Source organism: Bartonella sp. AP1QHHD, assembly GCF_042196265.1.
Lineage (GTDB): Bacteria > Pseudomonadota > Alphaproteobacteria > Rhizobiales > Rhizobiaceae > Bartonella.
The window spans coordinates 259,190-283,926 of record NZ_JBHIPW010000089.1 but is presented as its reverse complement, the minus strand read 5'-3'; the positions used below and the strand labels follow the sequence as shown (position 1 = coordinate 283,926).

The 24,737-nt window shown below is 38.0% G+C and carries 23 protein-coding genes and 1 pseudogene; 9 read left to right on the top strand and 15 right to left on the bottom strand.

Annotation, left to right across the window (positions count from 1 at the left end; translation table 11 throughout):
• The 10 genes from cyoD to acnA form a co-directional block, all read right to left on the bottom strand.
• Positions 1-545: cytochrome o ubiquinol oxidase subunit IV (gene cyoD, locus ACFIME_RS08555; protein ID WP_375684794.1), on the bottom strand; the 545-nt coding region annotated here is incomplete at its 3' end.
• Positions 545-1,213: a cytochrome (ubi)quinol oxidase subunit III gene (locus tag ACFIME_RS08550; RefSeq protein ID WP_375617543.1), complete on the bottom strand. Its 669-nt coding sequence runs from the start codon at positions 1,211-1,213 to the stop codon at positions 545-547. The genes ACFIME_RS08550 and cyoD, both read right to left, overlap by 1 nt.
• Positions 1,210-3,228 carry a cytochrome o ubiquinol oxidase subunit I gene (gene cyoB / locus ACFIME_RS08545; protein WP_375617542.1) on the bottom strand — a complete coding sequence of 673 codons (2,019 nt, stop codon included), beginning with the start codon at positions 3,226-3,228 and terminating at the stop codon, positions 1,210-1,212. The genes ACFIME_RS08550 and cyoB overlap by 4 nt, the downstream gene beginning before the upstream one ends.
• A 76-nt stretch (positions 3,229-3,304) precedes the next feature.
• On the bottom strand, positions 3,305-4,276 hold the full coding sequence (cyoA, locus tag ACFIME_RS08540) for a ubiquinol oxidase subunit II (RefSeq protein ID WP_375684793.1): 972 nt from the start codon (positions 4,274-4,276) through the stop codon (positions 3,305-3,307).
• 130 nt (positions 4,277-4,406) lie between these two features.
• The gene (gene aroQ / locus ACFIME_RS08535) at positions 4,407-4,859 is read right to left on the bottom strand and encodes a type II 3-dehydroquinate dehydratase (protein ID WP_375632160.1); all 453 of its coding nucleotides are present in this window, start codon (positions 4,857-4,859) and stop codon (positions 4,407-4,409) included.
• A gap of 54 nt (positions 4,860-4,913) precedes the next feature.
• The gene (recF, locus tag ACFIME_RS08530; protein ID WP_375684792.1) at positions 4,914-6,047 is read right to left on the bottom strand and encodes a DNA replication/repair protein RecF; all 1,134 of its coding nucleotides are present in this window, start codon (positions 6,045-6,047) and stop codon (positions 4,914-4,916) included.
• A 20-nt stretch (positions 6,048-6,067) separates the two neighbouring features.
• Entirely contained in the window at positions 6,068-7,189 is a 1,122-nt protein-coding gene (gene dnaN, locus ACFIME_RS08525) for a DNA polymerase III subunit beta (protein ID WP_375606188.1), read from the bottom strand.
• A 186-nt stretch (positions 7,190-7,375) separates the two neighbouring features.
• Positions 7,376-8,947, bottom strand: a complete 1,572-nt coding sequence (dnaA, locus tag ACFIME_RS08520; protein ID WP_375611430.1) for a chromosomal replication initiator protein DnaA — start codon at positions 8,945-8,947, stop codon at positions 7,376-7,378.
• 702 nt (positions 8,948-9,649) lie between these two features.
• Positions 9,650-9,916: a 30S ribosomal protein S20 gene (gene rpsT / locus ACFIME_RS08515; protein WP_273790272.1), complete on the bottom strand. Its 267-nt coding sequence runs from the start codon at positions 9,914-9,916 to the stop codon at positions 9,650-9,652.
• 237 nt (positions 9,917-10,153) lie between these two features.
• On the bottom strand, positions 10,154-12,841 hold the full coding sequence (gene acnA, locus ACFIME_RS08510) for an aconitate hydratase AcnA (RefSeq protein WP_375661963.1): 2,688 nt from the start codon (positions 12,839-12,841) through the stop codon (positions 10,154-10,156).
• A 294-nt stretch (positions 12,842-13,135) separates the two neighbouring features.
• Between acnA and ccmA the strand changes: the two genes are divergently transcribed.
• The 5 genes from ccmA to ACFIME_RS08485 are packed head-to-tail and all read left to right on the top strand — an operon-like array spanning position 13,136 to position 16,057.
• Complete coding sequence (gene ccmA / locus ACFIME_RS08505) at positions 13,136-13,747, top strand: heme ABC exporter ATP-binding protein CcmA (protein WP_375617535.1); 612 nt, start codon at positions 13,136-13,138, stop codon at positions 13,745-13,747.
• An 11-nt stretch (positions 13,748-13,758) separates the two neighbouring features.
• The gene (ccmB, locus tag ACFIME_RS08500) at positions 13,759-14,424 is read left to right on the top strand and encodes a heme exporter protein CcmB (RefSeq protein ID WP_375661964.1); all 666 of its coding nucleotides are present in this window, start codon (positions 13,759-13,761) and stop codon (positions 14,422-14,424) included.
• Positions 14,425-14,470: 46 nt separating this feature from the next.
• On the top strand, positions 14,471-15,250 hold the full coding sequence (locus tag ACFIME_RS08495) for a heme ABC transporter permease (protein WP_375661965.1): 780 nt from the start codon (positions 14,471-14,473) through the stop codon (positions 15,248-15,250).
• Positions 15,238-15,489, top strand: coding sequence for a hypothetical protein (locus ACFIME_RS08490; RefSeq protein WP_375612828.1), 252 nt, complete (start codon positions 15,238-15,240; stop codon positions 15,487-15,489). The genes ACFIME_RS08495 and ACFIME_RS08490 overlap by 13 nt, the downstream gene beginning before the upstream one ends.
• Entirely contained in the window at positions 15,464-16,057 is a 594-nt protein-coding gene (locus ACFIME_RS08485) for a DsbE family thiol:disulfide interchange protein (RefSeq protein ID WP_375684791.1), read from the top strand. Before ACFIME_RS08490 ends, ACFIME_RS08485 begins: the two co-directional genes overlap by 26 nt.
• A gap of 911 nt (positions 16,058-16,968) precedes the next feature.
• On the opposite strand, the gene ACFIME_RS08480 is transcribed toward ACFIME_RS08485, so the two are convergent.
• From ACFIME_RS08480 to ACFIME_RS08470, 3 genes are read right to left on the bottom strand one after another with little or no spacing between them, the layout of a single operon-like run.
• Positions 16,969-17,970, bottom strand: a complete 1,002-nt coding sequence (locus tag ACFIME_RS08480; protein WP_375633696.1) for an Hsp33 family molecular chaperone — start codon at positions 17,968-17,970, stop codon at positions 16,969-16,971.
• Positions 17,971-18,006: 36 nt separating this feature from the next.
• Positions 18,007-18,942 (bottom strand): ornithine carbamoyltransferase, encoded by a 936-nt coding sequence (gene argF / locus ACFIME_RS08475; RefSeq protein ID WP_375684790.1) that lies wholly within the window; start codon positions 18,940-18,942, stop codon positions 18,007-18,009.
• Positions 18,939-20,153 (bottom strand): aspartate aminotransferase family protein, encoded by a 1,215-nt coding sequence (locus ACFIME_RS08470; protein WP_375684796.1) that lies wholly within the window; start codon positions 20,151-20,153, stop codon positions 18,939-18,941. The genes argF and ACFIME_RS08470 overlap by 4 nt, the downstream gene beginning before the upstream one ends.
• 485 nt (positions 20,154-20,638) lie before the next feature.
• On the opposite strand from ACFIME_RS08470, the gene ACFIME_RS08465 reads away from it, so the two are divergent.
• Both ACFIME_RS08465 and ACFIME_RS08460 read left to right on the top strand, forming a co-directional pair.
• On the top strand, positions 20,639-21,172 hold the full coding sequence (locus ACFIME_RS08465) for a GcrA family cell cycle regulator (protein WP_273787476.1): 534 nt from the start codon (positions 20,639-20,641) through the stop codon (positions 21,170-21,172).
• 496 nt (positions 21,173-21,668) lie between these two features.
• Positions 21,669-21,945: pseudogene (locus tag ACFIME_RS08460) on the top strand (integrase arm-type DNA-binding domain-containing protein); the annotation flags it as partial.
• Between the two features lie 136 nt (positions 21,946-22,081).
• Here ACFIME_RS08460 and ACFIME_RS08455 read toward each other — a convergent pair.
• A complete protein-coding gene (locus tag ACFIME_RS08455; RefSeq protein ID WP_375661968.1) occupies positions 22,082-22,672 on the bottom strand; it encodes a Smr/MutS family protein in 591 nt (196 codons plus the stop codon).
• A gap of 52 nt (positions 22,673-22,724) precedes the next feature.
• Positions 22,725-23,417 (bottom strand): Tim44/TimA family putative adaptor protein, encoded by a 693-nt coding sequence (locus ACFIME_RS08450; protein ID WP_012754525.1) that lies wholly within the window; start codon positions 23,415-23,417, stop codon positions 22,725-22,727.
• A 172-nt stretch (positions 23,418-23,589) separates the two neighbouring features.
• On the opposite strand from ACFIME_RS08450, the gene ACFIME_RS08445 reads away from it, so the two are divergent.
• Together ACFIME_RS08445 and secB are read left to right on the top strand one after the other, a co-directional pair.
• Complete coding sequence (locus ACFIME_RS08445) at positions 23,590-24,084, top strand: FxsA family protein (protein WP_375627955.1); 495 nt, start codon at positions 23,590-23,592, stop codon at positions 24,082-24,084.
• 142 nt (positions 24,085-24,226) lie between these two features.
• Complete coding sequence (gene secB / locus ACFIME_RS08440) at positions 24,227-24,703, top strand: protein-export chaperone SecB (RefSeq protein ID WP_375661969.1); 477 nt, start codon at positions 24,227-24,229, stop codon at positions 24,701-24,703.
• Positions 24,704-24,737 lie beyond the last annotated feature (34 nt).

Here is a 24,737-nt window from a genome sequence, read left to right as displayed (position 1 = left end):
TCTACAGGAGTTTGCGTACTTAGACCCTGCCCCATGGGCATTTCTGAACCAGGTGCTTGATCTACAGGAGTTTGCGTACTTGCACCTTGCTCCATCGAAACCTCTGAGCCCTGTATCTTTTCTGGCTGTTTTCTTACGGATATATCTTTGGTTGATAACTGCTCAGGCACTGAAGAATCATCTCTACTTGATATTTCCGGTTCAATAACACGTCCTGAACCACCCATCATATTATAATTCAAATGAGAAATAGCCCACCAAGTTCCCCCAATAATAACAAAAACGCAAATAGCAGCAAACCACAACGCGCTTAAATTCCACTTGGCGTCTGGACCAGAATTCAAGTGCAAAAAGAAAACAATTTGTACTATAATCTGAATAATCGCCATCCCAATAAGATACGCAACCTTTGTACTAACTGCCCAACTTTCCATCATTCCATACATCACAGGAATAAAAGAACCCAAAGTGAAAAATACAGCCAGAATAAAACCAACCAAATAGGAACCAGTACTGGGACCATGTGTTTCATTTTGCACGCTCATCACAACGCTCCTAATAGATAAACCATGGTGAAAACACCAATCCATACAATATCAAGTAAATGCCAAAAAATGGAAAGGCATGCTAAACGTGTCTTATTGTTCTGATCCAAGCCATTACGACGAAGATGAAAAAACATCACAACCATCCAAAGAAGGCCAACACTTACGTGAAGTCCATGGGTGCCAACCAAAGCAAAAAATGCTGACCAATAAGCAGAGAGAATTTCCCGTCCAAAAAGCTGTAAACCTGTTGCAGGATCAATACCCGCATAAGCATTTGGATCGAAATAAAAAACCTCACTCAAAAGTTCATGAAATTCGTAAAGTTCCATACCAATGAAGCAACACCCCAATACAAAGGTAATAGCCATCCATAAACGCACACCACTGATGTTATTTTTATGTGCTTGTACCATTGCAAAGCCATAAGTGACGGATGAAAACAACAAGAAAGCAGTCTCAACCAAAACAAACTTTAAATCTATAAACTCACTGCCCGCTTTACCACCACCATAAGAAGCAGAAAATACAGCAAAACTTGAAAACAGTGTCGAAAACAGGATTAAGTCTGAAAGAATATAGACCCAAAAACCAAACGTCATTACCGAGCTACTATCGTGGTGAAGTTCATCTATAGTGCTCGCGTTATTCATTGTTACAGCACTCATACTATTACTCCTCGTTCTTTAAGAACAGCCGTAAAGGCATCTTCAGTTTTTTGCACTTCTTCAGCTGGAATATAGTAACCATGATGATCACCTGTTAATGAATGACACACAAGCGTTGCGATAAAACCAACCAGTCCAACCGCAACAAGCCACCAAATATGCCAAACAAGCGCAAAACCAACAACTAATGAGAAGAAGCCAGCAATAATTCCAGCCGATGTATTCGATGGCATATGAATTTTTGTAAATCCACTTGTCGGCCGTTGATAACCACTTTTCTTCATATTCCAATAAGCATCATCAGACTGTATCTTTGGAAGGAGGGCAAAATTATAGGAAGGAGGCGGTGAAGAGGTAAACCATTCAAGTGTACGTGCATCACCCCAAGAATCATTTAATGTTACCGGTAAGTGCCCTTTATGCTTAATACCGTACCAAATCGCCAAAACAACCTGTAGCACGAAACAAAGGATACCAAGTAAGATAATACAAGCACCCAATGCAGCAATAATAAACATCGGCTGCCAACTAGGTTCCATGTAATGCTGAAGACGACGCGTCGCCCCCATTAAACCAAGCGCATAAACGGGGAAAAAGGCAAGGTAAAAACCAATAAACCAACACCAAAAAGATGTAATACCTAGTATGCGATTTGGTTTATAACCAAAAACTTTTGGAAACCAAAATGCAATCCCCGCTAAGTACGCAAAAACCACACCTCCAATAATTGTATGATGGAAATGTGCTATCAAAAAGAGCGAATTATGAAACTGCCAATCAGCAGGAACAATAGATAATAAAACACCTGTTAATCCACCACCAACAAATGTAAAGATCATACCCATGCACCAAAGCATAGGAGGCTCAAAGCGAATCCGACCTCTATACATCGTAAGCAGCCAATTAAAAACTTTTACACCGGTTGGAACTGCAATAATCATCGTAGCAATACTAAAGAAGGTATTTACAGCTTCACCCCCACCCATTGTGAAGAAATGATGTCCCCAAACAAGAAGCGAAAGAATCAAAATAACCAACATGGCCCATATCATTGAAGTATAACCAAAGAGGCGTTTTGAAGAAAAAGTTGATACAACTTCAGAAACAATTCCAAAAGCAGGAACAACCAAAACATAAACCTCAGGATGACCAAAAACCCAAACATAGTTAATCCATACCATCGGATTTCCGCCACCAACATTGGTAAAGAAATTCATGTTCAAATAACGATCACATGCCAAGAGTGCAAATGCTACAGCCAAAACAGGATAAATGACTACAATAAGAACATTGCTGACAAAAGCACTCCAACAAAAAATAGGCATTCTCATCATTGTCATTCCAGGAGCACGCATTTTAATCATCGTTGCAATGAAATTCACTGATCCCATTGTTGTTGCAATACCAGAAAGCTGAAGTGACCATAAATAATAATCTACCCCTGTATCTGGACTCGTTTGCAATTCTGTAAAAGGTGGATACATCAACCAACCACCACGACCAAAATTCCCAACACCTAGGGATATGTTAATCAATATCGCCCCTGCAGCCGTAATCCAAAAACCTAGATTATTTGCAAAGGGAAAAGCAACATCACGCGCACCAATTTGAAGCGGTATAAGATAATTAAAAAGACCAAATAAAATAGGCGTGGCCATGAAAAAAATCATGATCGTACCATGCGCCGAAAAAATTTGATCAAAATGCTCAGGGGGCAAATAACCTGCTGTTTCACTCCCAAGAGCTAAAGCTTGATGCGTTCGCATCATAAGTGCGTCCGCAAAACCGCGAACAAGCATAATAATTCCAAGAACGATGTACATAATACCTATGCGTTTATGGTCAACCGTTGTAATCCAATTTCGCCATAGAATCCCCCACCACCCAAGTACTGTTAGAGCAATAACAGCAATTAAACCAACCAAAACAATCGCAATACATGTATACAAAACGATCGGTTCATGTGCAAGCGCATGAAAAGCACCTGCCGTAGGATCTGTAAGTCTTCCAAACATTTCTCAACCCATTTCAAATGAAATTCAAGTTTAAAAGAAACCTTTGTTAAAAGGGCTCTTTACTTTATTGACTCTGTTAAATAACATCAGGATCAAATACTGAACATAGTGCACCCCATAGCGTCTGAGCAGCAGCACGTTTCATTAAATCTTCATTACATACCGTCTTTTCATCGACACATCGATTAACAACACGATAGTAAAGCCGCTTCTCAACAGGTGCAAAATAACGAACTTCAGCATCTTTTTCCTTCGCAGCAATATCACCCATACGAGGCGCAATAGAAAGTTGACGATAAGATGAACGATCAAGTACTCGACCATTAGCCCGAGCTTTTACAATCCAATCCTCAAAATCCTGCAAAGACACAGAATGCCACTTAAACCGCATACCCGAAAAACCATCACCACTATAATTTGCTGAGGCTCCTTTGAATACTCCTTGCTCTTCAGCGACCAAATGCAACTTAGCATTCATCTGCGGCATAGCGTAAAGAACTGTACCCAATTTGGGAACCCAAAAAGCATTGACAGAATTCTCTGACGTCAATTGCAATAAAACTTGACGTCCTTCAGGTGCATAAATCTCATTAATCGATGCAACACCGTATTCAGGATAAATAAAAAGCCATTTCCAATCAAGAGCAACAGCATCAATCTGTAATGGCTTTCCTTCACCTACAACTTCCACTGGAAGAGGATTTGTAGGTTCAAGCTTATAGGTATAATAAGCTGTTAATGAACCTAAAACCATTACAATTACAACTGGAATACCCCACATAAATGCTTCAATTTTATTTGAATGTGCCCAATCAGGAGAATAGTCCGCTTTCATATTCGATGCACGATATTTTATAGCTAAAAATACCACACTCACCATAACTGGGATAACAATACAAAGCATCACCACCACACAAACAACGATCAAAATGAGCTGTTGACGTGCAACATAACCTGATGGCTGCATAACATCAATTTTACAACCAGACAAAAGCAGTGCTCCCCCTAAAATCACAAGCATTTCTAATTGTCTAACAAAGCTTTTCATCTCTATTTACCCCCGTCATACGCACTAAAAACTGTCATAAATATATACCTCACATTGTACAGATTTGAAAATAATTATCAAGAGAATTAAATGCCTATATTACTCTTATTAAACGCTTACTCTTTACCTATCACAATTTAATTGTTTTGCTTAATTGTTTTGCAATATACTCAAGTGCAAACCGATATCCATCACCTCCACACCCAGTTATGATAGCGTCTACACCTGCAGATGTATAAGAATGGTGACGAAAAGCTTCACGCTGATAAATATGAGATAAATGAACTTCTACTTTCGGCCCTGAAAACATTTTTAGGGCATCAAGAAGTGCAACAGATGTATGACTGTAAGCCGCTGGGTTAATGATCAATCCAGAACTTGCCTCTATTGCTTCTTGTATCCATGCTACTAATTGCCCTTCACAATTACTTTGATAAAAATTTATTATGATATCATTTTTTTTTGCCCATTCTCTGCATCTTTTTTCAATATCTTCTAGAGTTTCAGTTCCATAAATTTCTGGCTCACGTTGACCTAGAAAATTTAAATTAGGACCATTTAAAATCGTTATTATCTCTGACATAGCAAGCCTTTTCTTTCAGACCTATCACTTATTAAAAAAATATTTAGCATGTTTTTACGGCAATAAAGCTCCATCCTTAATCTCAAAGAATTCTGCGCGTCCTTTTAAATCATCAAATAAAAGACGATCTGTTCCTGTCATAAATGTTTGTACAGCTAAATCATCAAGAATATCAAATAGAGCAGCACGTCGATGCGAATCAAGATGGGCAGCCATTTCATCAAGAAGAAGAATGGGAGATCTTTCCGACATCATACCTGTTAGACGTGCATGACACAAAACTAAACCTGTTAGCAGCGCTTTTTGTTCACCTGTTGAACAAGATGTTGCTGCTCTATTTTTATCAGCATAAAAAACCTGCAAATCTGCACGATGTGGTCCTTCTAACGTCCGACCAGCAGCACGATCCATTGCGCGATTATGCCGTAATCGATCACAAAATTGTTCTTCAACTTCAGTTGCTGATATTTCACTAAGAGCTGTTTCTAAAAAACCATCAATTTGCAAAAAAGCTCGTGGAAAAGGTATATGTGAGGGCATTTGTGTAAACATGTCATTTAAAAGACGAATGACATCAACACGCGCCGCAGAAATAGCTGTCGCCAATTCTGCCATTTGCTTTTCTAAAGCATCAAACCAAGCACAATCTTCATTTCCATCTAAAAACAAACGATTTCGTGCGCGCATAGCTCTATCATAATCGGCTATGCGGCGCCTATGCAAGGGATCAATCGCCAAAACCATACGGTCCAAAAAATTACGGCGCTCAAGTGAAGGACCTGTAAAAAGACCATCCATAGACGGTGTTAGGACACTAATATGACAATAATCTGTTAGGCAATCACTCGACTCATTCACACCATTAATATGGACCTTTCGACTGTTATCGCTAACCTCAAAAGCTGTACCAATCTTTACTTCACCATAAAGAGCGCATTCAAGACGCGCAAATACAACAAATCCTCCACCACCACCATCTACAAAGCTAACGTCAGAATAAACAGCACGCCGCAAACCACGACCAGGAGAAAGAAAAGATAACGCCTCTAAAAGATTCGTCTTACCAGCACCATTATGGCCAGTAAAAACCACATGCTGACCAGAAAAATGAATATTGAAAAAAGAATAATTGCGATAACGTAAAAGCTTCAGCTGCCTCACTGCCACTTTGTGCACATGACTGGCCATGCATTGCAAAACAACTGCCCCTAAACGCGAATAGGCATCAGTACATAGAGCACATCTGCATCATCATTATCACGAATCAGAGCTGGTGCTCCAGCCTCAGCCAACATAAAAACCATCTCATCACTTGAAAGCTGCCCAGCAATATCCAAAAGATAACGTGAATTAAATCCTATCTCAAGCGGTTCAGATGCATAAGTTACTGATAATTGATCTTCTGCACTGCCCGAATCTGGGCTATTAACAACAAGCCTTAACTGTCCATGCTCAATCGTTAATTTAACTGCACGCCCCCGATCACTTGAAATCGTTGAAACACGATCAACTGCAGAAGAAAAGTCCTGCCTATTAACAATTAATTCTTTATCATTTCCAAGAGGGATAACACGTTGATAATCTGGAAATGTTCCATCAATTAATTTTGATGTAAAAATCACAGAGCCTATAGAAAAACGAATTTTTGTCTCCGAAAGCTCTATACATACATCGCTATCATTTTCTTCTGAAAGAAGTTTTTGCAATTCTCCTACAGCTTTACGGGGAACAATAACACCAGGCATTCCCTCAACTCCCGAAGGAGCTTCCATCTCAACTTGTGCCAAACGATGACCATCAGTTGCAACCAAACGCAATTTCAAAACACCATCATTAATAATATGGAAATAAATACCATTAAGATAATAACGGGTTTCTTCAGTAGAAATAGCAAATTGTGTACAATCAAGTAAATGTTTTAAGCCTGATGCCGATAGAGAAAAACGATAACCAAATTGCCCAGGAAGCGACTCTGGAAAGTCTGCCTTCGGAAGACATTGAAGCTGAAAATGTGCACAACCCGAAACAACGGACATTGTACCTGCTTGATTCTCATCGAGGGATAATACAACTTCATTGCTATCAGGAAGTTTTCGAATGATATCATAGAGCAAATGTGCCGGAACAGTTGTTGCTCCAGCTTGTTTAACATTAACTGCAAAAGATTCCATAACCTCTAAATCAAGGTCTGTTGCTTTTAACTGTACACGGCCATTTTCTGCATCAATCAACACATTCGATAAAATAGGAACAGTATTACGGCGCTCTACCACACGGTGAACCCGACCAAGAGACTTGAGAAATTGACTGCGATCAACTGTAATACGCATAAAAGCCCCGTATGATTTACTAAAAACTATAAGAATTCCTTAGAATTAAAGAATAGATCCCTTTAGAGAATCGCCTGCTAGAGTTTATTAAACCTCTCTTAAAATGGCAAGTCACTCCTGCATAAGAAAAAATAAATCTTTTCATTAAATTCTTTAAAGTCTCTCCAAAGAAAGAAACGATAAACACTATACAGCCTGTTCTCCAATCAACCGCTTAAGCAACTCAAGTTCCTTAGCCAAGGTCTGATCACCACAAACCAAATCTTCAATTTTACGCACAGCGTGTAAAACTGTTGTATGATCACGCCCACCAAAACGGCGCCCAATTTCTGGCAATGAGCGAGGAGTTAATACTTTTGCTAAATACATTGCAACTTGCCGTGGCTTCACAACCGTACGTGTTCGACGATTAGATAACAAGTCCTGTTTAGAAACATTATAATGGCGTGCTACCGTACGCTGAATTTCTTCAATCCGAATACGCTTAGGTTCACCAGGACGTGTCAAGTGACCTAATAACTCATCAATCCGCTCTAAAGATAAATCAGACTCAAAAGATTGACGAAACAAGAGCTGATTAAATGCACCTTCAATATCACGCCCAGACCCTAAAACCGTTTTCGCAATATATTCCAAGATATCATCAGAAATTGATACCATGCCATCATCTTGTTGTGCCACCTTCAACCGCTGGCGCAACATTTGCAAACGCATTTCATAATCTGGTGCTTCAATTTCAAGAGCGACCCCTCCCTGAAGACGAGAGCGAACGCGAAGATCAAGCGATTCTAATTCTGCTGGTGGACGATCTGCAGCGACAACAACCTGTTTTGCACTATCAAGCAACATATTAAGCAAATGGCAAAACTCATGTTGTATCGACTTACCCTGCAAAAACTGCATATCATCAATAATCAAAAGGTCGATATCACGAAGCTGTTCTTTAAAAGAAAGAGCATCATTATCACGAATAGCTGTTGCAAAACGCCACATAAAATATTCAGCAGTTAAATAAATAACGCGCGCAGACGTTAAACGCTTCAATGCAGAAGCAGCAATCGCTTGAAGCAAATGTGTTTTTCCTAAGCCAACAGATGCGTGAATAAAAAGAGGATTAAAACGTAAGGCACTTTTATGCCCTTCTGCAATGGAACGCGCTGCTGCTAAAGCAACACGATTAGAAGCCCCCTCAACAAAACTTTCAAAAGTATAGCGAGAATCAAGTGGAGATCCAAAAACTCCCGTTTGAGAATTCTTAACTGAATGCTCTGCGCAACTTTCAACAAAAGATGAAGTCGCCTGCTCCTCTAGCACAACAGGAGGAACACTTCTTTTACAAACGACATCTCTTGAAACGCGTTCCATACCACGAACAATAACTTCAACACGAAGAATTGCTGAATTCTCTTGTTTCCATAAATGTGTCAGAAGAGAACCATAGTGATTATTAATCCATGAACGTAAAAAAGCAGTAGGAACAGAAAGCTTTACAAGAGTATGACTATATTCAGCAAGCTTCACACGTCCAAACCAACTGGTATAAGCCTCAACACCAACCTGCACCTTTAATTGCGCCATAACACGTATAAAAGCCGCCGCACTTTCCTCCTCTGAAACAATAGAATGCCCTATAGAAGCATTTCTACAAACGTTCTCATCACTTTCCGTCATCCTATTCTTTATTATGTTCTCTGCCGACAGGATATTTACCGAAACCCTTTTAAAGGAACTAGCTTTAGAGTTCAATTTATCCACCATCTTCCATCCTGATAAAAATAAAATTTTGTCCTGCCAAACAACTAAAATAAATCTAGCGAAGGCAAAACGCCCTACCCCAAATAAGATTACTCACCCTCCCCTAGGATAGCCTCATCACAACCCCACTAACAAAGATGACCAATAAGATTTACTTGCACTCATGATATGACCCACCCTTCTAAAATGGTAAACATATCCATTAAGAAAACTAAAAAACCGTCAGAAAACCTCTCCAACACAAAAGTTTCGAAAAGCCTAAATCAAAACATCTTGTATTCAACAAAATACAGAATAATGCGCTGATGTGACCCCTTCATGCTTCTTAGTCTTCATAAGAACCATACAAAACAGCAGAGGTAAAATGCAAGAGGTCAAAATAAAATCAAAAAACCCGAAAAAAATGCTTATATTAATGAGGACTGAAAAAAATATTGATTCAATTCATTTTTTTTCTCTAAATTTACCAATAATTAAAGAATCTCTTCAGATTTAAAAAAAAAAAATAAAATGCTTGACAAAAAAGACTCTGTACAAATCCACAAAGCTTGTGGATAACCATACCTCCCCCTATAAACTTTCTCTCCTTTTTCAAGTGGAGAATCATTATCGATTCTTATTTTCAATAGAAACTTTTTGAAATAATAAACAAAAAGCCAGCATCCTCATGGATACTGGCTTTGTTCTCAATTAAAGGAGAAAAGCTTAAACGCTGAGAGCCTTCAAACGTTTAGCTAAACGCGATACTTTCCTCGCAGCAGCATTTTTATGAAAAACCCCTTTAGAAACTGCACGCATAATTTCAGGCTCAAAATTCTTAAATGCAATCTCTGCAGATGCCTTATCGCCACCCGCTAAAGCATCATCAAACTTACGTATAAAAGTACGAACGCGTGAACGGCGGGCCTTATTAACCTGTGTGCGCGCCGCAACCTTGCGCACCGCTTTTCGAGCAGAAGGTGTATTCGCCATAAATATAATCTCTCTTTCAACACCTTGGTAAAATGAGTCTCAATAACAACTCTACCAATATAAATAAATCCAACCCAAGCAAAACTATAAAGCTGCCTATAACTGTGTGGTTTATAGCGCAATCCTAAAGCTAACGTCAATTAGATTTTCAAAGATAGCCATAAAAAAACGAAGCCAAACTCTTTGATCCGCAACTTTATAGCTTAATAATAGATATTCCTTAACAAACAAAAGAATTTAAACGGCTAACTTACGCAAGACATATTGCAAAATTCCACCATGATGCAAATAATCTAGCTCATCTTCAGTATCAACACGGCATAATAATGGAACGGTTTTTACCGTACCATCAGAAAAAGTAATTTTCGCTACAGTCTTTTGACGAGGTTTCAAGTTATGAATCTCTTCAATTGTCACCTTTTCATCTCCCTTTAAGCCTAAAGATTTCCAACTTAGCCCCTCCTCAAAGACAAAAGGGACAATGCCCATACCAACAAGATTAGAGCGATGAATCCTTTCAAAAGACTGCACAATCACTGCTTTGACACCAAGAAGATTGGTCCCCTTGGCAGCCCAATCGCGAGATGATCCATTACCATATTCAATACCTGCAAAAACAACGAGTGGAATACCTTCTTGTTTATACGCCATTGCTGCATCGTAAATGGTTTGTTCTACCGCTGACGGATAATGAACCGTATAACCTCCTTCTCGACCATTTTCCCCTAACATGAAATTACGAATGCGAATATTGGCAAAGGTCCCACGCACCATAACTTCATGATTCCCACGACGCGTTCCATACTGATTAAAATCAGCCACTTTAACACCATGATCCATTAAATATTTTCCGGCAGGAGAAGCTGCTTTAATAGAACCAGCAGGAGAAATATGATCCGTCGTGATTTTATCACCAAATAAACCTAAAATCCGTGCATCTTTAATATCTGGTAAGATATCAGGTGTTTTCTGCATATCATCGAAATAAGGTGGATTGCGTACATAGGTGGATTGCTCATCCCAAGAATAGGTAGAACCCGTAGGAATCTGAACTTTTTGCCAATTTTCATCTCCCTTAAAAACATCTGCATACTTTTCGGCAAAAACCTTCCGCGTGACATTTTCTTCAATAAACTCCTGTATTTCTTGAGAAGTTGGCCAAATATCTCTCAAATAAATGGGGTGGCCATTTGAATCTTCACCTAGAGGCTCCTTGGTTAAATCTTTACACACCGTCCCGATAAGCGCATGTGCAACAACTAACGGTGGTGAAGCTAAATAATTCGCTTGCACATCAGGGGAAACACGCCCTTCAAAATTACGATTTCCTGAAAGAACCGCAGATGCAATTATACCATTGTCATTAATCGTTTTGGAAATAGCTGGATGCAAAGGACCAGAATTCCCAATACATGTTGTGCACCCAAATCCTACTAAGTTAAATCCTAATGCATCTAAATCTTTTTGCAGACCCGAATTTTGAAGGTAAGCTTCAACGACTTGTGAACCAGGTGCAAGAGAAGTTTTTACCCATGGTTTACTCTTAAGACCCTTTGCCACAGCATTTCGTGCCAAAAGACCCGCTGCAATAAGAACACTTGGATTCGATGTATTCGTACACGACGTAATCGCAGCGATCACCACATCACCGTGACCAAGCGTATATTCTTCACCCTCAACCTGATAACGCTTATCTTGTCCAGAAGTCTTCTTATAGTCTTCGACCAATGCCTTCTCAAAACCCTGCCCAACATTTTCCAACGCAATACGTCCTTCAGGACGTTTAGGACCAGCCATAGAAGGGACAACGGTTCCCATATCTAATTCAATTGTATCACTAAAAATGGGATGAGCCACCATTTCATCATGCCACATCCCTTGTGCTTTGGTATAAGCCTCCACTAAGGCAATCCGACTTTCATCACGCCCTGTCATATTGAGATAACGCACTGTCTCCTTATCAATTGGGAAAAAACCACACGTTGCTCCATATTCAGGTGCCATATTTCCAATCGTTGCCCGATCAGCAAGCGTCATATGCTCCAAACCAGGACCAAAAAACTCAACAAATTTACCGACAACACCCTTCCGACGTAGCATTTGGGTCACCGTTAATACGAGATCGGTGGCTGTTACACCTTCCTTAAGTTTACCTGTTAGACGAAAACCAATCACTTCAGGTAACAACATAGAAACAGGTTGGCCTAACATTGCTGCTTCTGCTTCAATACCACCAACACCCCAACCTAAAACCCCTAAACCATTTACCATAGTCGTATGCGAATCAGTTCCCACACAGGTGTCAGGATAAATCGTCTCACAGCCCTCTTCATTCTTCATCCATACACATTGTGCTAAATATTCTAAGTTAACCTGATGACAAATCCCTGTTCCTGGAGGAACAACGCGAAAATTTTGAAAGGCTTGTTGCCCCCATTTAAGGAAACGATAGCGTTCACCATTGCGTTCATATTCATGCTCAACGTTTTCCTTAAAAGCCATGGAATTGCCAAAAGCATCAACAATAACTGAGTGATCAATGATGAGATCAACGGGAATGAGAGGATTGATTTTTTCAGCGTTACCGCCAAGTTTAACCATAGCATCACGCATTGCAGAAAGATCAACAACTGCTGGAACACCTGTAAAATCCTGCATAAGAACACGTGCAGGACGGTAAGCAATTTCTGCCCCAGCGCTCCCTTTGTCGTTTAACCACTTAGCAACATTGAAGATATCCTCTTTTTTAACTGTGCGACCATCTTCGAATCGCAATAAATTTTCGAGAATAACTTTCATCGAAAACGGTAAACGAGAAACACCTTCAAGTCCGTTCTTCTCCGCTTCAATCAAGCTATAATAAGTATATTCTTTGCCATCAACATTTAATACTCTACGACAATTAAAGCTATCAATTTGAGTCATGACTGTCCACCCTCATACTATAACCACCCAATTTCCAGGAATGAACAACACAAACTACGAGTCAAGGTCGCAGCTTGAGCGCAGACGCAATTACCTCCGCCATCCATTTCCCCTCCACCCTCTAGGCATAATGCGGAAATCAGCGCCAGAAACCATTTTACACCAGATATTGATGTAAGGTATCCTTTATAGAACTATTTCTAGAACTATTCTAGGTACAATTGCATAAAAAATGTGTTTTTTATTCTATAATGCAATAAAGAATATGAAAATAAAAACAAAATAGGCAATCACATGGTGTTATCAGGCAAAGATTTAGCCGCTTACAGAAACGAGGAAATTCTGTTTAAAGGTCTTTCTTTTTGTTTATTTTCACAGCAACTTATGACAATCACCGGTCCTAATGGTATCGGAAAGTCTACATTACTCCGAATCATTGTCGGTCTTCTTGAAGCTGCTGAAGGTCATATAATACTTAAAGACCATGATCAAATATACCCTGTTGCAACTGCGTGTCATTATCTTGGTCCTCAAAATGCTATGAAACCTCTCTTATCTGTCATTGATAATTTGCAATTTTGGGCAGATTTTTACGGTCAACATTTACGTTTTGCGCATGAAGCTCTTGCCGATATTGGTCTTTCTAACCTTGAACATTTACCCTTTAACGCTCTATCAACTGGACAACAAAGACGCGTAGCTATTGCTCGCCTTTTGCTCTCCTATCGTCCTCTTTGGATTTTAGATGAACCAATATCTGGGCTTGATAACCATGCCCAAAAACTCCTTGCCCGTATTTTCCAACGTCATCTCAATCAAGGTGGTATGATTATCGCTGCAACTCATAATTCCATAGGCATTCCAGAAAACCATAACATCGCTCTGGAAAAATTTTTACCTCTCTAGGAGAGAATAAAATGAAAGCACTGTTCTGGCGTGATCTTAAACTATTATTAGCGCTACAAGCCACTTCACTAACAGGATTATTGTTTTTTATCGCTGTTGTTGTCATAACCCCCTTTGCCATTGGACCAGATCCCAAAATTCTTGCACAAATAGGACCAGGTATATTGTGGTTTGGAGCCCTTCTTGCAGGACTCCTCAATCTGAACAAACTTTTCCAAATCGATCGTGATGATGGTAATCTCGACCAATTTATCCTTTCAGGAAAAAGACAAAGTTTTACACTAATTATCTTTACAAAATGTCTTGCCCATTGGGTAGGAACAATGCTTCCTCTTATTTTTGCCACACCTATTTTAGCCCTCATGCTCCATTTAGATATAACAATAACTTTTACAACAATACTTACCCTTTTATGCGGAACACCAGCTATTATTTTTATTGGTGCTATAGGCGCTGCACTCGCAACCTCATTGTTGCACAGTACTTTGCTTATTTTTATCATTATCTTGCCGTGGATCATTCCAATTATGATTTTTGGTGTTTCCGCTGCTACAGCCCCAATAAACCCAAATACCTCTTTTCTCACTTCTCTAGCTCTTCTCAGCGCTTTTTCACTTCTTTTGAGTCTCTTTAGCTCTTTTGTTGCTGCGATAACGCTTAAACTTTTATCAGAATAATAAAAGATGATTGCCGCATAGCAAAACTCTGCCTATTATGAATTTTATGAATAAACTATCTCGTACATATAAAATCAGGTTACTCCCTGCAAGTTTCACCCTTTTCATGAAAATAAGCAGAGTCGTCTTACCTTGGTTGACCGGCATAACATTGTGTTTCCTTATCTTAGGGCTTATTCTAGTGATGCATTCCCCTGATGACTATCAACAAGGCATTACTGTTAAGATTATGTACCTTCATGTACCCTTTGCGTGGTTGTCTACATTCTGCTATGTAACGATGAGTGCAGCGGCATTAGGAAATCTGATTTGGAAATATCATCTTGCTGATGTAGCACTTAAATGTGGAGCGCCTATTGGGGCAATTTTTACCGCCTTGGCTCTCATGACAGGAGCGCTTTGGGGGCGACCTACATGGGGAACATGGTGGGTCTGGGATGCACGATTAACATCAGTTTTAATTCTGCTTTTTATCTATCTCTCCATTATCCTGCTTGGGCGTGCTTTTGACAACCAAGTAAAAGCCGCTCGCGCTACTGCAATTCTTACACTTGTTGGATTTGTTAATATCCCTGTTATTAAATTTTCCGTTAATTGGTGGAATACATTGCATCAACCAGCATCATTGTTACGTGCTGGAGGATCAACAATCGACAATGCTATGTTATGGCCCCTTATAACAATGCTCTTTTGTTTTATCTTTATGTTTATTGCTCTTTATTTGATGGCTATGCGAAATGAAATCAATAGTCATTATATCCGAATACTTCAGATTAAAAAATCCCGTCGTGTACAACAACAGGACGCTTCATCATGCTCGACCTAAATGGCATCCACGGCGGACTTTTAGGAAATCTATCTCAGAAAATTGATTTTTTCCTGAGCACCCTTAAACACGAGCAAATTGTTGTTTTAAGCTATGTGCTTTCTGCAATATCCCTCTTATGTCTTATTGGATATATTCTTTGCAAAGCCCTATACCAAAAAAAAATTCTCCAACAGCTAAACAAAAAAGAGCTGTCACAAAAAGAAAAGTATAATGAAAAACATCCCTCCAAAACTTAAAAAAAATATATCTTTACCTGTTCTGCTTGTTTTTTTTGGACCATTTGTGCTTTTTCTTCTTCTCATGATGTTTTTTTTCAACTTTATGGATAAAAAACACCTTCAAGATTCTTCTCTTCTCCCAAACGCATTGGCTGAAAAACCTGCTCCCAATATTCATCTTCCTCTTCTTGATAAAGAAAGTTATCTCAATTCAAAACAGTTTAAAGGACGGGTTACATTGGTTAATTTTTGGGGCTCTTGGTGTTTGCCCTGTCGCGAAGAGCATCCTATTCTTATGCAAATTGCACAAGATAAACGTTTTGATCTGATTGGTATTAATTATAAAGATAATAAAACAAACGCCCTGCGCTTTTTAAACAGTTTTGGTAATCCTTTTAAATTTATTGGCTTTGATATTTCAGGATATACAGCCATTGATTGGGGAATATATGGACCCCCAGAAACCTTTCTCTTGAATAAAGAGAGCATCATTATTGCCAAACATGTTGGTCCCTTAACATGGCAAATTTATCAAAAAAAAATTCTACCAAAAATTGAACAAGTGATTATGATAGAAGAAAAATAATGCAGGTTTGTAAAAACATAACGTTTTATCATGCTATGTATGCTATTTTATTTATACGGCCACTTATTCTTCTTGGAAAGATTTGACAAGAGTATTATCATTGTTGATTCAAAAACATGTGTAAAGAAATATCTGTAGAACAAACTTCCAAAATATGACAAAAATTTTAAGTAGTTTTCATTTTTCTTTAGCGATTAAATATCTGTTTGGGAGCTTTATTTTTGATTATTTTGACAAAACAATATTGCTATAGAACCATCGTTAGCTTAGTGACAGCAACCAACTATTGTTTTCAAAATCATATAGTATTTTTTCTCCGCTTTTTTATCTGAAATACACATTGTTATGAGGGGGCTTCACCACTATTCTCATCTTTATAAAATAATAAATCTGCTCTTTTGCAGCGTCATTTTTATATTTATTCCCATTACACTTATCTGTTCGTAATAGACTCCATAAAGTCTATATTGAATCTATACATTCTTATTCTTTCGATAATTTCCCTTATGATTATAACTAATAAGCTTTATTGAGTCTTAATAAGATAAATTCGAGTAAGAAAATATGACTACAATCAAAAAGTCTCATTTAACAGAGAAGATAAGTTATGAGTGCATAATCAATTTATCAATGAACATTATAAAAGAATTCATTGTAAGAAATAAACTTTTGAGATGTAAAAAGTACAAAAGAAGCTTTTTCGAGAGGAGAAAATATATTTTACAGAGAACTCTTTTTTAAGCACTCTATGACGTAATTACTGATCTCAACAGAACGATCACTCGTATACATTAAAAAAACTCTAAGACAAGAAATATTCTAGAAGTTCATATGAGATTATGCGTAAACTTTTATGACGCAAATAAAATAGGCTTTTGTTGCAATCATCATTTTTTATGAAAAATATTTGATTATGTTTTTTCTTCTAAAAATTCTTGCGGTGTAAAACAATATGTTTTTGAGCAAAATTCACATGTGACTGAAATATATTTATTTTTAACCATTTTATTGCGTTCATCAATAGAAAAGCCTTCTAGGATTCCTTTAATTTTTTCGTGTGAACAAGAACATTGATCGACAAGAGAAAAAGGGTTAAAAACTCTAATACCTTGTTCATGAAAAAGACGGAACAAGAGCTGTTTACTACCGACTTGGGGATCTGTTAATTCTGAACTTTCAATCGTTGCCATGAGTATTTTAGCTTCCTGCCATTGGTTATCCAATTGGGTATGAGTTTTCGTTTCTTCCTGCTTTTGATGAGGGGCATCTATTTTATGATGAGACGATTCTTGGGGTAAAAGTTGGATCAAAATACCTCCAGCTCGCCAGCTTTTCTGCTGTTTTCCTTGTTGGTCACGATTAATTAATATAGCAACAGCCAGACGGATATCGGTAGGAATTTGTTCTGATTGATCAAAATAAATACGAGAAGCTTCTTGTAAATTTGATCCATCTAATGCAACTATCCCTTGATAGGGTTGCATATGGGGACCTTGATCAATTGTGAAAGCTAAAGTGCCTTTTCCTAAAAGTGTTTCTGAAGAGGTTTGACCATTGTTTATGGCTTGTTTAAGCTGTTCTTTATCAAAACGAGCGTATCCACGTAAACTGGAAGGAGGCAAAAAATCGCACACCAACATATTAACTGGTCCATCGGAATGAGTTTGTAAAATAAATTTTCCCGTAAGTTTTAGAGAAGTTCCAAGCAGAACCGTTAAAAGTAAAGCTTCTGCTAGAAGATAAGAAACCGGTTCAGGGTATTGATGTCTTGTGAGAATAGAATTTAAAGTTTCCCCAAGTTGTACGGTCCGTCCACGGATATCAAGTTCTTCAACTTGAAAGGGAATAACACTATCATCTTCATGCAAGAAGTTGTTGTTGAGAGAGGCTTCATCTTTAGCTTGTTCACTCATAGCTTTGCCTTTTTTATATAATTTATTGTAGGGAGGCTATTGTGGAGAGAAAAACGCATCTTGTAAACACCAAGAAAGAATTGCTTTTTGAGCATGAAGACGATTTTCAGCCTCATCGAAAACAACGGAGTGCGGTCCATCAATCACAGAATCAACCACTTCTTCACCACGATGAGCAGGAAGACAATGCATAAAAAGAGCATCAGATTTTGCTAATTTCATGAGAGATTCATTGACTTGATAAGGCTGAAAAATAGAATGACTGCGAGCACGAAATTCTTGTCCCATGGAGACCCATGTATCGGTCATAATACAATCAGCATCTTGAGCCGCTTTTTGGGGATCATGGGTTAGTGTAAGATGCGCTCCTCGTTCACGTGCCCAATGTATAAATTTCTCCTGTGGTTCACTGCCCTTTGGAGTAGCAATACGCAAATGAAAATCAAAAAGAGCTGCGGCTTCAATTAAGGAATGGAGCACATTATTACCATCCCCCATCCACGCAAATATTTTGCCAGCAATTGGCCCTCTATGTTCCTCATAGGTTAAGATATCTGCTAGAATTTGGCAAGGATGTGTATCATCTGTAAGAGCATTAATGACAGGAATTTGTGCATATTGTGCCAATTCGAGCATACGTTGGTGTTTCGTTGTTCGTAATATCACTATATCCACAAAACGGGATAAAACGCGCGCCGTATCAGCTATGGTTTCACTATGACCAAGTTGCATCTCTGAACCCGTGAGCATGATTGTATCTCCGCCAAGCTGGCGCATACTGATATCGAATGAAATACGGGTTCGTGTGGATGGTTTTTCAAAAATCATCGCAAGTGTTTTACCTATAAAAGGTTTTGAACCTTTCCCTGCTTTAAAAGATGCTTTAAGGATTTTTGCATAATCGATCAGTGCGCGTGCTATTGATGGCGTTAAAATGGATAAGTCCGTGAAATGACGAAGAGCATTTGTCATGTGTGTAATATTTGTCTTTCTTTGTTTACTTGCGAAAGATACGCTATTGCTTTTTCAATACGATGCAAACTTTCATCTATTTCTTCTTCCCTAATGATAAGAGGAGGCAATAAGCGCACAACATTGTTGTTGGCAGCAACACTTAAGAGATATTCATTTTCTAAAGCATTAACGACAAGATTAGAAGACACAACACACTGAATACCCACCATTAGGCCCATCCCCTGAACTGCGCAGATAATATCAGGATAGATATTGAGAATGTGCAAAAGTCCACTTCTTAGTTTATTTCCCATACGCTGAACATGGTTGAGAAAATTTGGCTCTAACAAAATATCAAGAACACTATTTCCTACAGCCATTCCAAGAAGATTTCCTCCAAAGGTTGAACCATGGGTCCCAAGTGTCATGCTTTTTGCAACTTTATCCGTTGCAAGGCAAGCACCTAATGGAAATCCTCCTCCTAATCCTTTTGCGAGGGTAAGAATATCAGGCGTGATATCACTCCATTCATAAGCAAAAAGCTTTCCTGTTCGTCCTATACCCGTTTGGACTTCATCTAAAATCAATAACAGACCATTATCATCGCATATTTTGCGCAAAAATCTTAAATATTCATGAGGGACCGTTCGTATTCCTCCTTCTCCTTGAATAGGTTCAATAAGAATAGCGGCGGTATTTTTATTAATAGCGTTACGCAAAGCGACTTCATCACAAAAAGGTACTTGAATAAATCCACCAGCTTTAGGTCCAAAGCCTTCAAGATATTTTTCATACCCAGTCGCAGCAAGTGCAGCAAGTGTACGTCCATGAAATGCCCCTTCAAAAGTAATTATTTCAATGCGTTCTGAATGACCAGCAGCATAGTAATAATGGCGTGCAGTTTTGAATGCGCACTCCAATGCTTCAGTACCTGAATTGCAGAAAAAAACCTTATCCGCAAAACTATTTGCACAAAGCCGCGTGGCAAAAGATGCTTGTTCAGGAGATTGAAAAATATTAGAAACATGCCAAAGTTTTTCAGCTTGTATTTTGAGCGTATCAACTAATTTTGGATGTGAATACCCTAATGCGTTAACAGCAATACCAGATGTGAAATCAAGATAATGTTCTCCTTTATCGGAAATAAGCCATACACCATGCCCTTGTTCAAAATGCAAATTTCGTCGTGCGAAGCATTCATAAAGTGGTTGTATAGAGACGACATCCATCATAATTCCCTTTATATTTTAGTCTTTTCAATATATATACAAAGCAACACTACAAATAAAACAGCATGGTATATTTCGTTACGGTGCTTTCAACATTTCATTACGATTAGTGATTACACCTATGGAATAGATCATTACACCAATTGAAAAAAAGTCAATGAGGGTTCTACAAATAAGCATTTTGGGAAAAAGCCTTAAACAAAAGTGAAAGTTTAACCTATGATTGATTTGCAAGTTGGGGAAAACATTCTAAATAAACTCTTCAAGAGGTAAAGACTCTTGTCATAGAGTGAGTGCATATTGTAATTTACAATATAATAAGCAAGATGATGTGTTTTGATTTGTAAATCCACAGGTTGGATGATTTTTTTATGCTCACGTAGAGTGTAAAGTTCTTTCATTCAGCGTAATGAAACATTATTTAAACATTTGAAGATGCAACGGGGGAGAGCATCTTAGTGACGTAATCGGAATGGAGTGCTGGTATGGGTTGGACATGTGAACGCGTTGAGCTTCTTAAAAAGCTTTGGAGTGAAGGGTTAAGTGCAAGTCAAATTGCTGCTCAATTAGGTGGGGTCAGCAGAAACGCAGTCATCGGCAAAGTACACCGATTAAAGTTGCCAGGACGCGGTAAAACAGCACAAGGAAGTGCGCGTACGCAAAAAACCCCCGTGGGAAGCAGCCCATCATCTCCACGTGTGCGTCGCAACACATCCACGGTATCGCCAATGAACACATCATCTGTAAGTATTGAAGAAACAGCTTTAAAGACAGAATTTGTAGCGGAAGATATAAAAGAAGTTGATATGTCCACAAAATCCAATGTAGTTGTGCCTATATCACGTCAACTTAATCTTTTACAATTGAGTGAAAATACATGTAGATGGCCGGTTGGCGATCCATTATCAGCAGATTTTCATTTTTGTGGTGCAGATTCTGATGAAAATAGCCCCTATTGTGCCTTTCATGCTAAGCTAGCATTTCAACCAATATCTGAAAGACGTCGGATAAGAGTGTAATATCCTCGATTGAATCTCATATTCTACACCTTCTGCGCTTCGTTATGAAATTTTAATTATCGAATTATTATGAGAAAGAAATTTAATAGAGCTTTTAATGAGTGAAAAAATTTCTTCATGAAACTATTCAACGAAACTGTATCTTTTGTGCTGTTGCACAATTATGTGTTGTAAAGTTATATTCCTGCTTATTTCCAAGATTCTCTTTAATTTAGTTGTACTGCTTTTAACACTATCCATAGCGACATCTTTTGAATAAGATCGTTTCTCAATTTCTCATGTTTTTATTCTTCGTGTATTTAATAGAGTAATGCTGTGGTTTATAAAAATAATTTATCGCTTTGCAACTTGAATGAGATCCATCTATATCTCTCTCATTTTAAGTCCTATTATATTGAATCAATCAAAATCTTTCGTTTGGGCGTCACGAGCGAGATGAGAACTGGGGAGAGTAAAAACACTTAAAGAAAAGCATGCCTTCTACAAATGCTTTCAAGTGCCAAGGGCTTCAAGAGTTGTTGCAACATTGGGAGCTAGCAAAGTGTGTGATGATGCCAGCTTGCTCTTTTATTAAGCATAAAGATAGGAGTCTTAATGGATTTATCGTTATACCCTTCACGGATGCCGTCGCAATATAGGCTTGGGTGCGTTGAGAAATGTTTCTTTAAAAAAAGCCTGCGCATATATGCAATCCAATCTCATTCTGTTTTGCGTGAGGGATGTGCCCCATTAAAGAATGCGATAAACAAAAGCGTGAAGCAATACGTAGAATGTAAAATGATATATTTATAATTTTTTATAAAAAATTATAAATAAGGGGATATTGTATTCAAGGCTCTTACGAAATATACGAAAACTATGAATTATTACGTATAAATAAATATTAAACTTAGAACGACCACAATAACATCACTTTCCTTTTCCCGACACGAAACGGCGCAACCAAACATAAAGTGCACCTTCTCCGCCATGCTGACGCGCTGCTTGCTCAAACGCATGGACATAATATCGAAAAGCTGGTGTTGATAACCAATACGGAACAAATCTATACAAAGCTCCATCGCTCCCAACAGATCGTCCTTTTCCTGTAATCACAAGGACATAACGCAATCCTCTCTGCTGAGAGGATTGTAGAAATTTTTTTAAGAAAAAATAAGCTTCTTCCTGCATATAACCGTGGAGATCAAGGCGCGCCTCAAGAGGATAACGACCTTGGGAAATTTTACGATGTGCAACATGATCAAAGAAATGAATCTTTTGTACTTGTGTAACTGCCCTCTTTTCTTTTTTAATAAATGTCGAGGATTGTTGATTTTCCTGAGACAATGAGGAGATTTGAGTTACAGGCTGTTTTTTATCATTAATATTTGCAATAGTTTCTGAAGCAGAAGAGAGCATCTTACCGTGAAGCGGTGTTATCGTACGACAAACCATATCCCATAAAAGGCGATCCTGTGAAGCCAATAAATCTCTTTTTTGTCTCCATTTACTTGAGGACATTTTAATTTCTCATAAATCATTGAATACTTATGGAAGAAAAACAAAAAGTATTTTAATTTTCATTTTCTGTAGCAAAAAGCTTCCAGTTTGGATCTGACGATAAACTATTGCGAACGAAAGTCCAAATATCCCTGATTTCTACAATAGCATCAGGATCACCGTCTATACGCTCACCCTGTTCATTATAAGTAACAGAAATCATCTCACTGACAATACGTATCGTTAAAAGTTCATCCTTTTCTTGTATTGCCGCCGCAACAAATTCGATCTTATTAATTCCAACAAAAGTGAACTCTATTCTCTCTTTATTTTTTTCTCGTTGCTCAATAGCCGTACAAAAGCTCTCAAAAACATCCTGACAAAGCAAGCTTTTAAGTTGATTGCGATCACCTTTGGCAAAAGCTGTTACAATCATTTCATAAGCAATTTGTGCACCTTTTATAAAAAATTGAGGAGAAAATTGAGGATCAATTTTATGCAATTCCCGCAAATTTTTATTCAAAATACTCCCCTCCGGTGAAATTTTATCAATTTCACTAAAGTCGTCTTTTTGTGAATTTTTCTGATGAGGGAACGAAACAATATTATCAGCCGTTTCTGCTTCAACCTGTTTTTTAGAACGACGCGAATAAGGATCAAAGGGGGGCTTTTCAAACCCGATTCGTTTCCCTAATACATTACGGAGTTGCACAAAAATAACAACCATAACAACAAGAGCTATGACAAGTATAACGTCAAATTCCATGGGCGCTATCAATCTCCAAAGCTTAAATCTCTAATAAACATTGCAGTCAATACCATTTATCAATAAATATGTAAAATAAGGAATCTTATCATTCAAATATTTTTATAGATTTTATATTAAATGGAGTGCTCTTAAGAATTTCTCCCCACCTCATTCAGAAGGAAATTTGCATGTGATAAAACTTTATTCTACAAATCCTCGTTTTTTTGTTGTTATCTTTCTTTGCATTCTTTTAATCGAGATCGCTGGTTTTATCTTTGTTGGTCAAGAAATTGGTATTTTGGCAACTTTGAGTTTGGTTATTCTCACAACCATAGTTGGGGTTGTTTTATTGCGAGTTCAAGGGTTTAGCCTTTTAAAAAACATACAAACTGAACTTATCCAAGGACGCACATTAGAGAATAATATTATTAATGATGTTTTCATTATGTTTAGTGCAATTTTACTTATTCTTCCTGGCTTTGTAAGTGATCTCTTGGGAATATTACTTCTTATTAAACCAATTCGCTCTGTTGTTTGGCATTTCTTTACATCATTACAAAACAAAATGAATCTCAATACTAAAAGAAAAAATGATGCTGAAAAAATAATTGATCTTAATGCAGAAGATTACACAACTTATGATACGACAGAATCTCCATGGCGCAAAAATGATGATAACCATTGAAATGCCTAAAAAATCTGTAACAAACTAAAAAAATATTCAAGATAAAGAGCGCATTTCTTGCAACCTTTTGCAAGGCGTGATAACCAATTTTGTCTTTAGATCTAAAATAAATATACATATTATAATGAGAGAGGTTCGTCGTATGGCCGAAGATGAAATGAATAACAGTGGTGGAGAGCCGGTTTTTGCTGTATTAACTCAGTATTTAAAAGATTTATCATTCGAAAACCCAGGTGCTCCTCGTTCATTGCGTACACGTGAAAAATCACCACAAATTGATATCAATATTAACGTCAATGCTAACCCAATTGGTGATGACAATTATGATGTCGTTTTGTCTCTCTCCGTCAAAGCCAATGATAATACTGAAACCTTGTTTCATGTAGAACTGATTTACGGTGGTGTTTTCCACCTTGAAAACATTCCACAAGAACATGTTATGCCATTGGTCTTTATTGAATGTCCCCGTCTTTTATTTCCATTTGCCCGCCAAATTATATCTGATGCTACTCAAAATGGTGGTTTTCCACCTTTATGGATTGATCCTATTGATTTTGCAGCCCTCTTCCAAAAGCGTCTCGCTGAAGAACAAAAAGACAATCAAATACAGCCCTCTTAAAAAATTTATTCTTTTGCTATCATAAAGCCCCTTG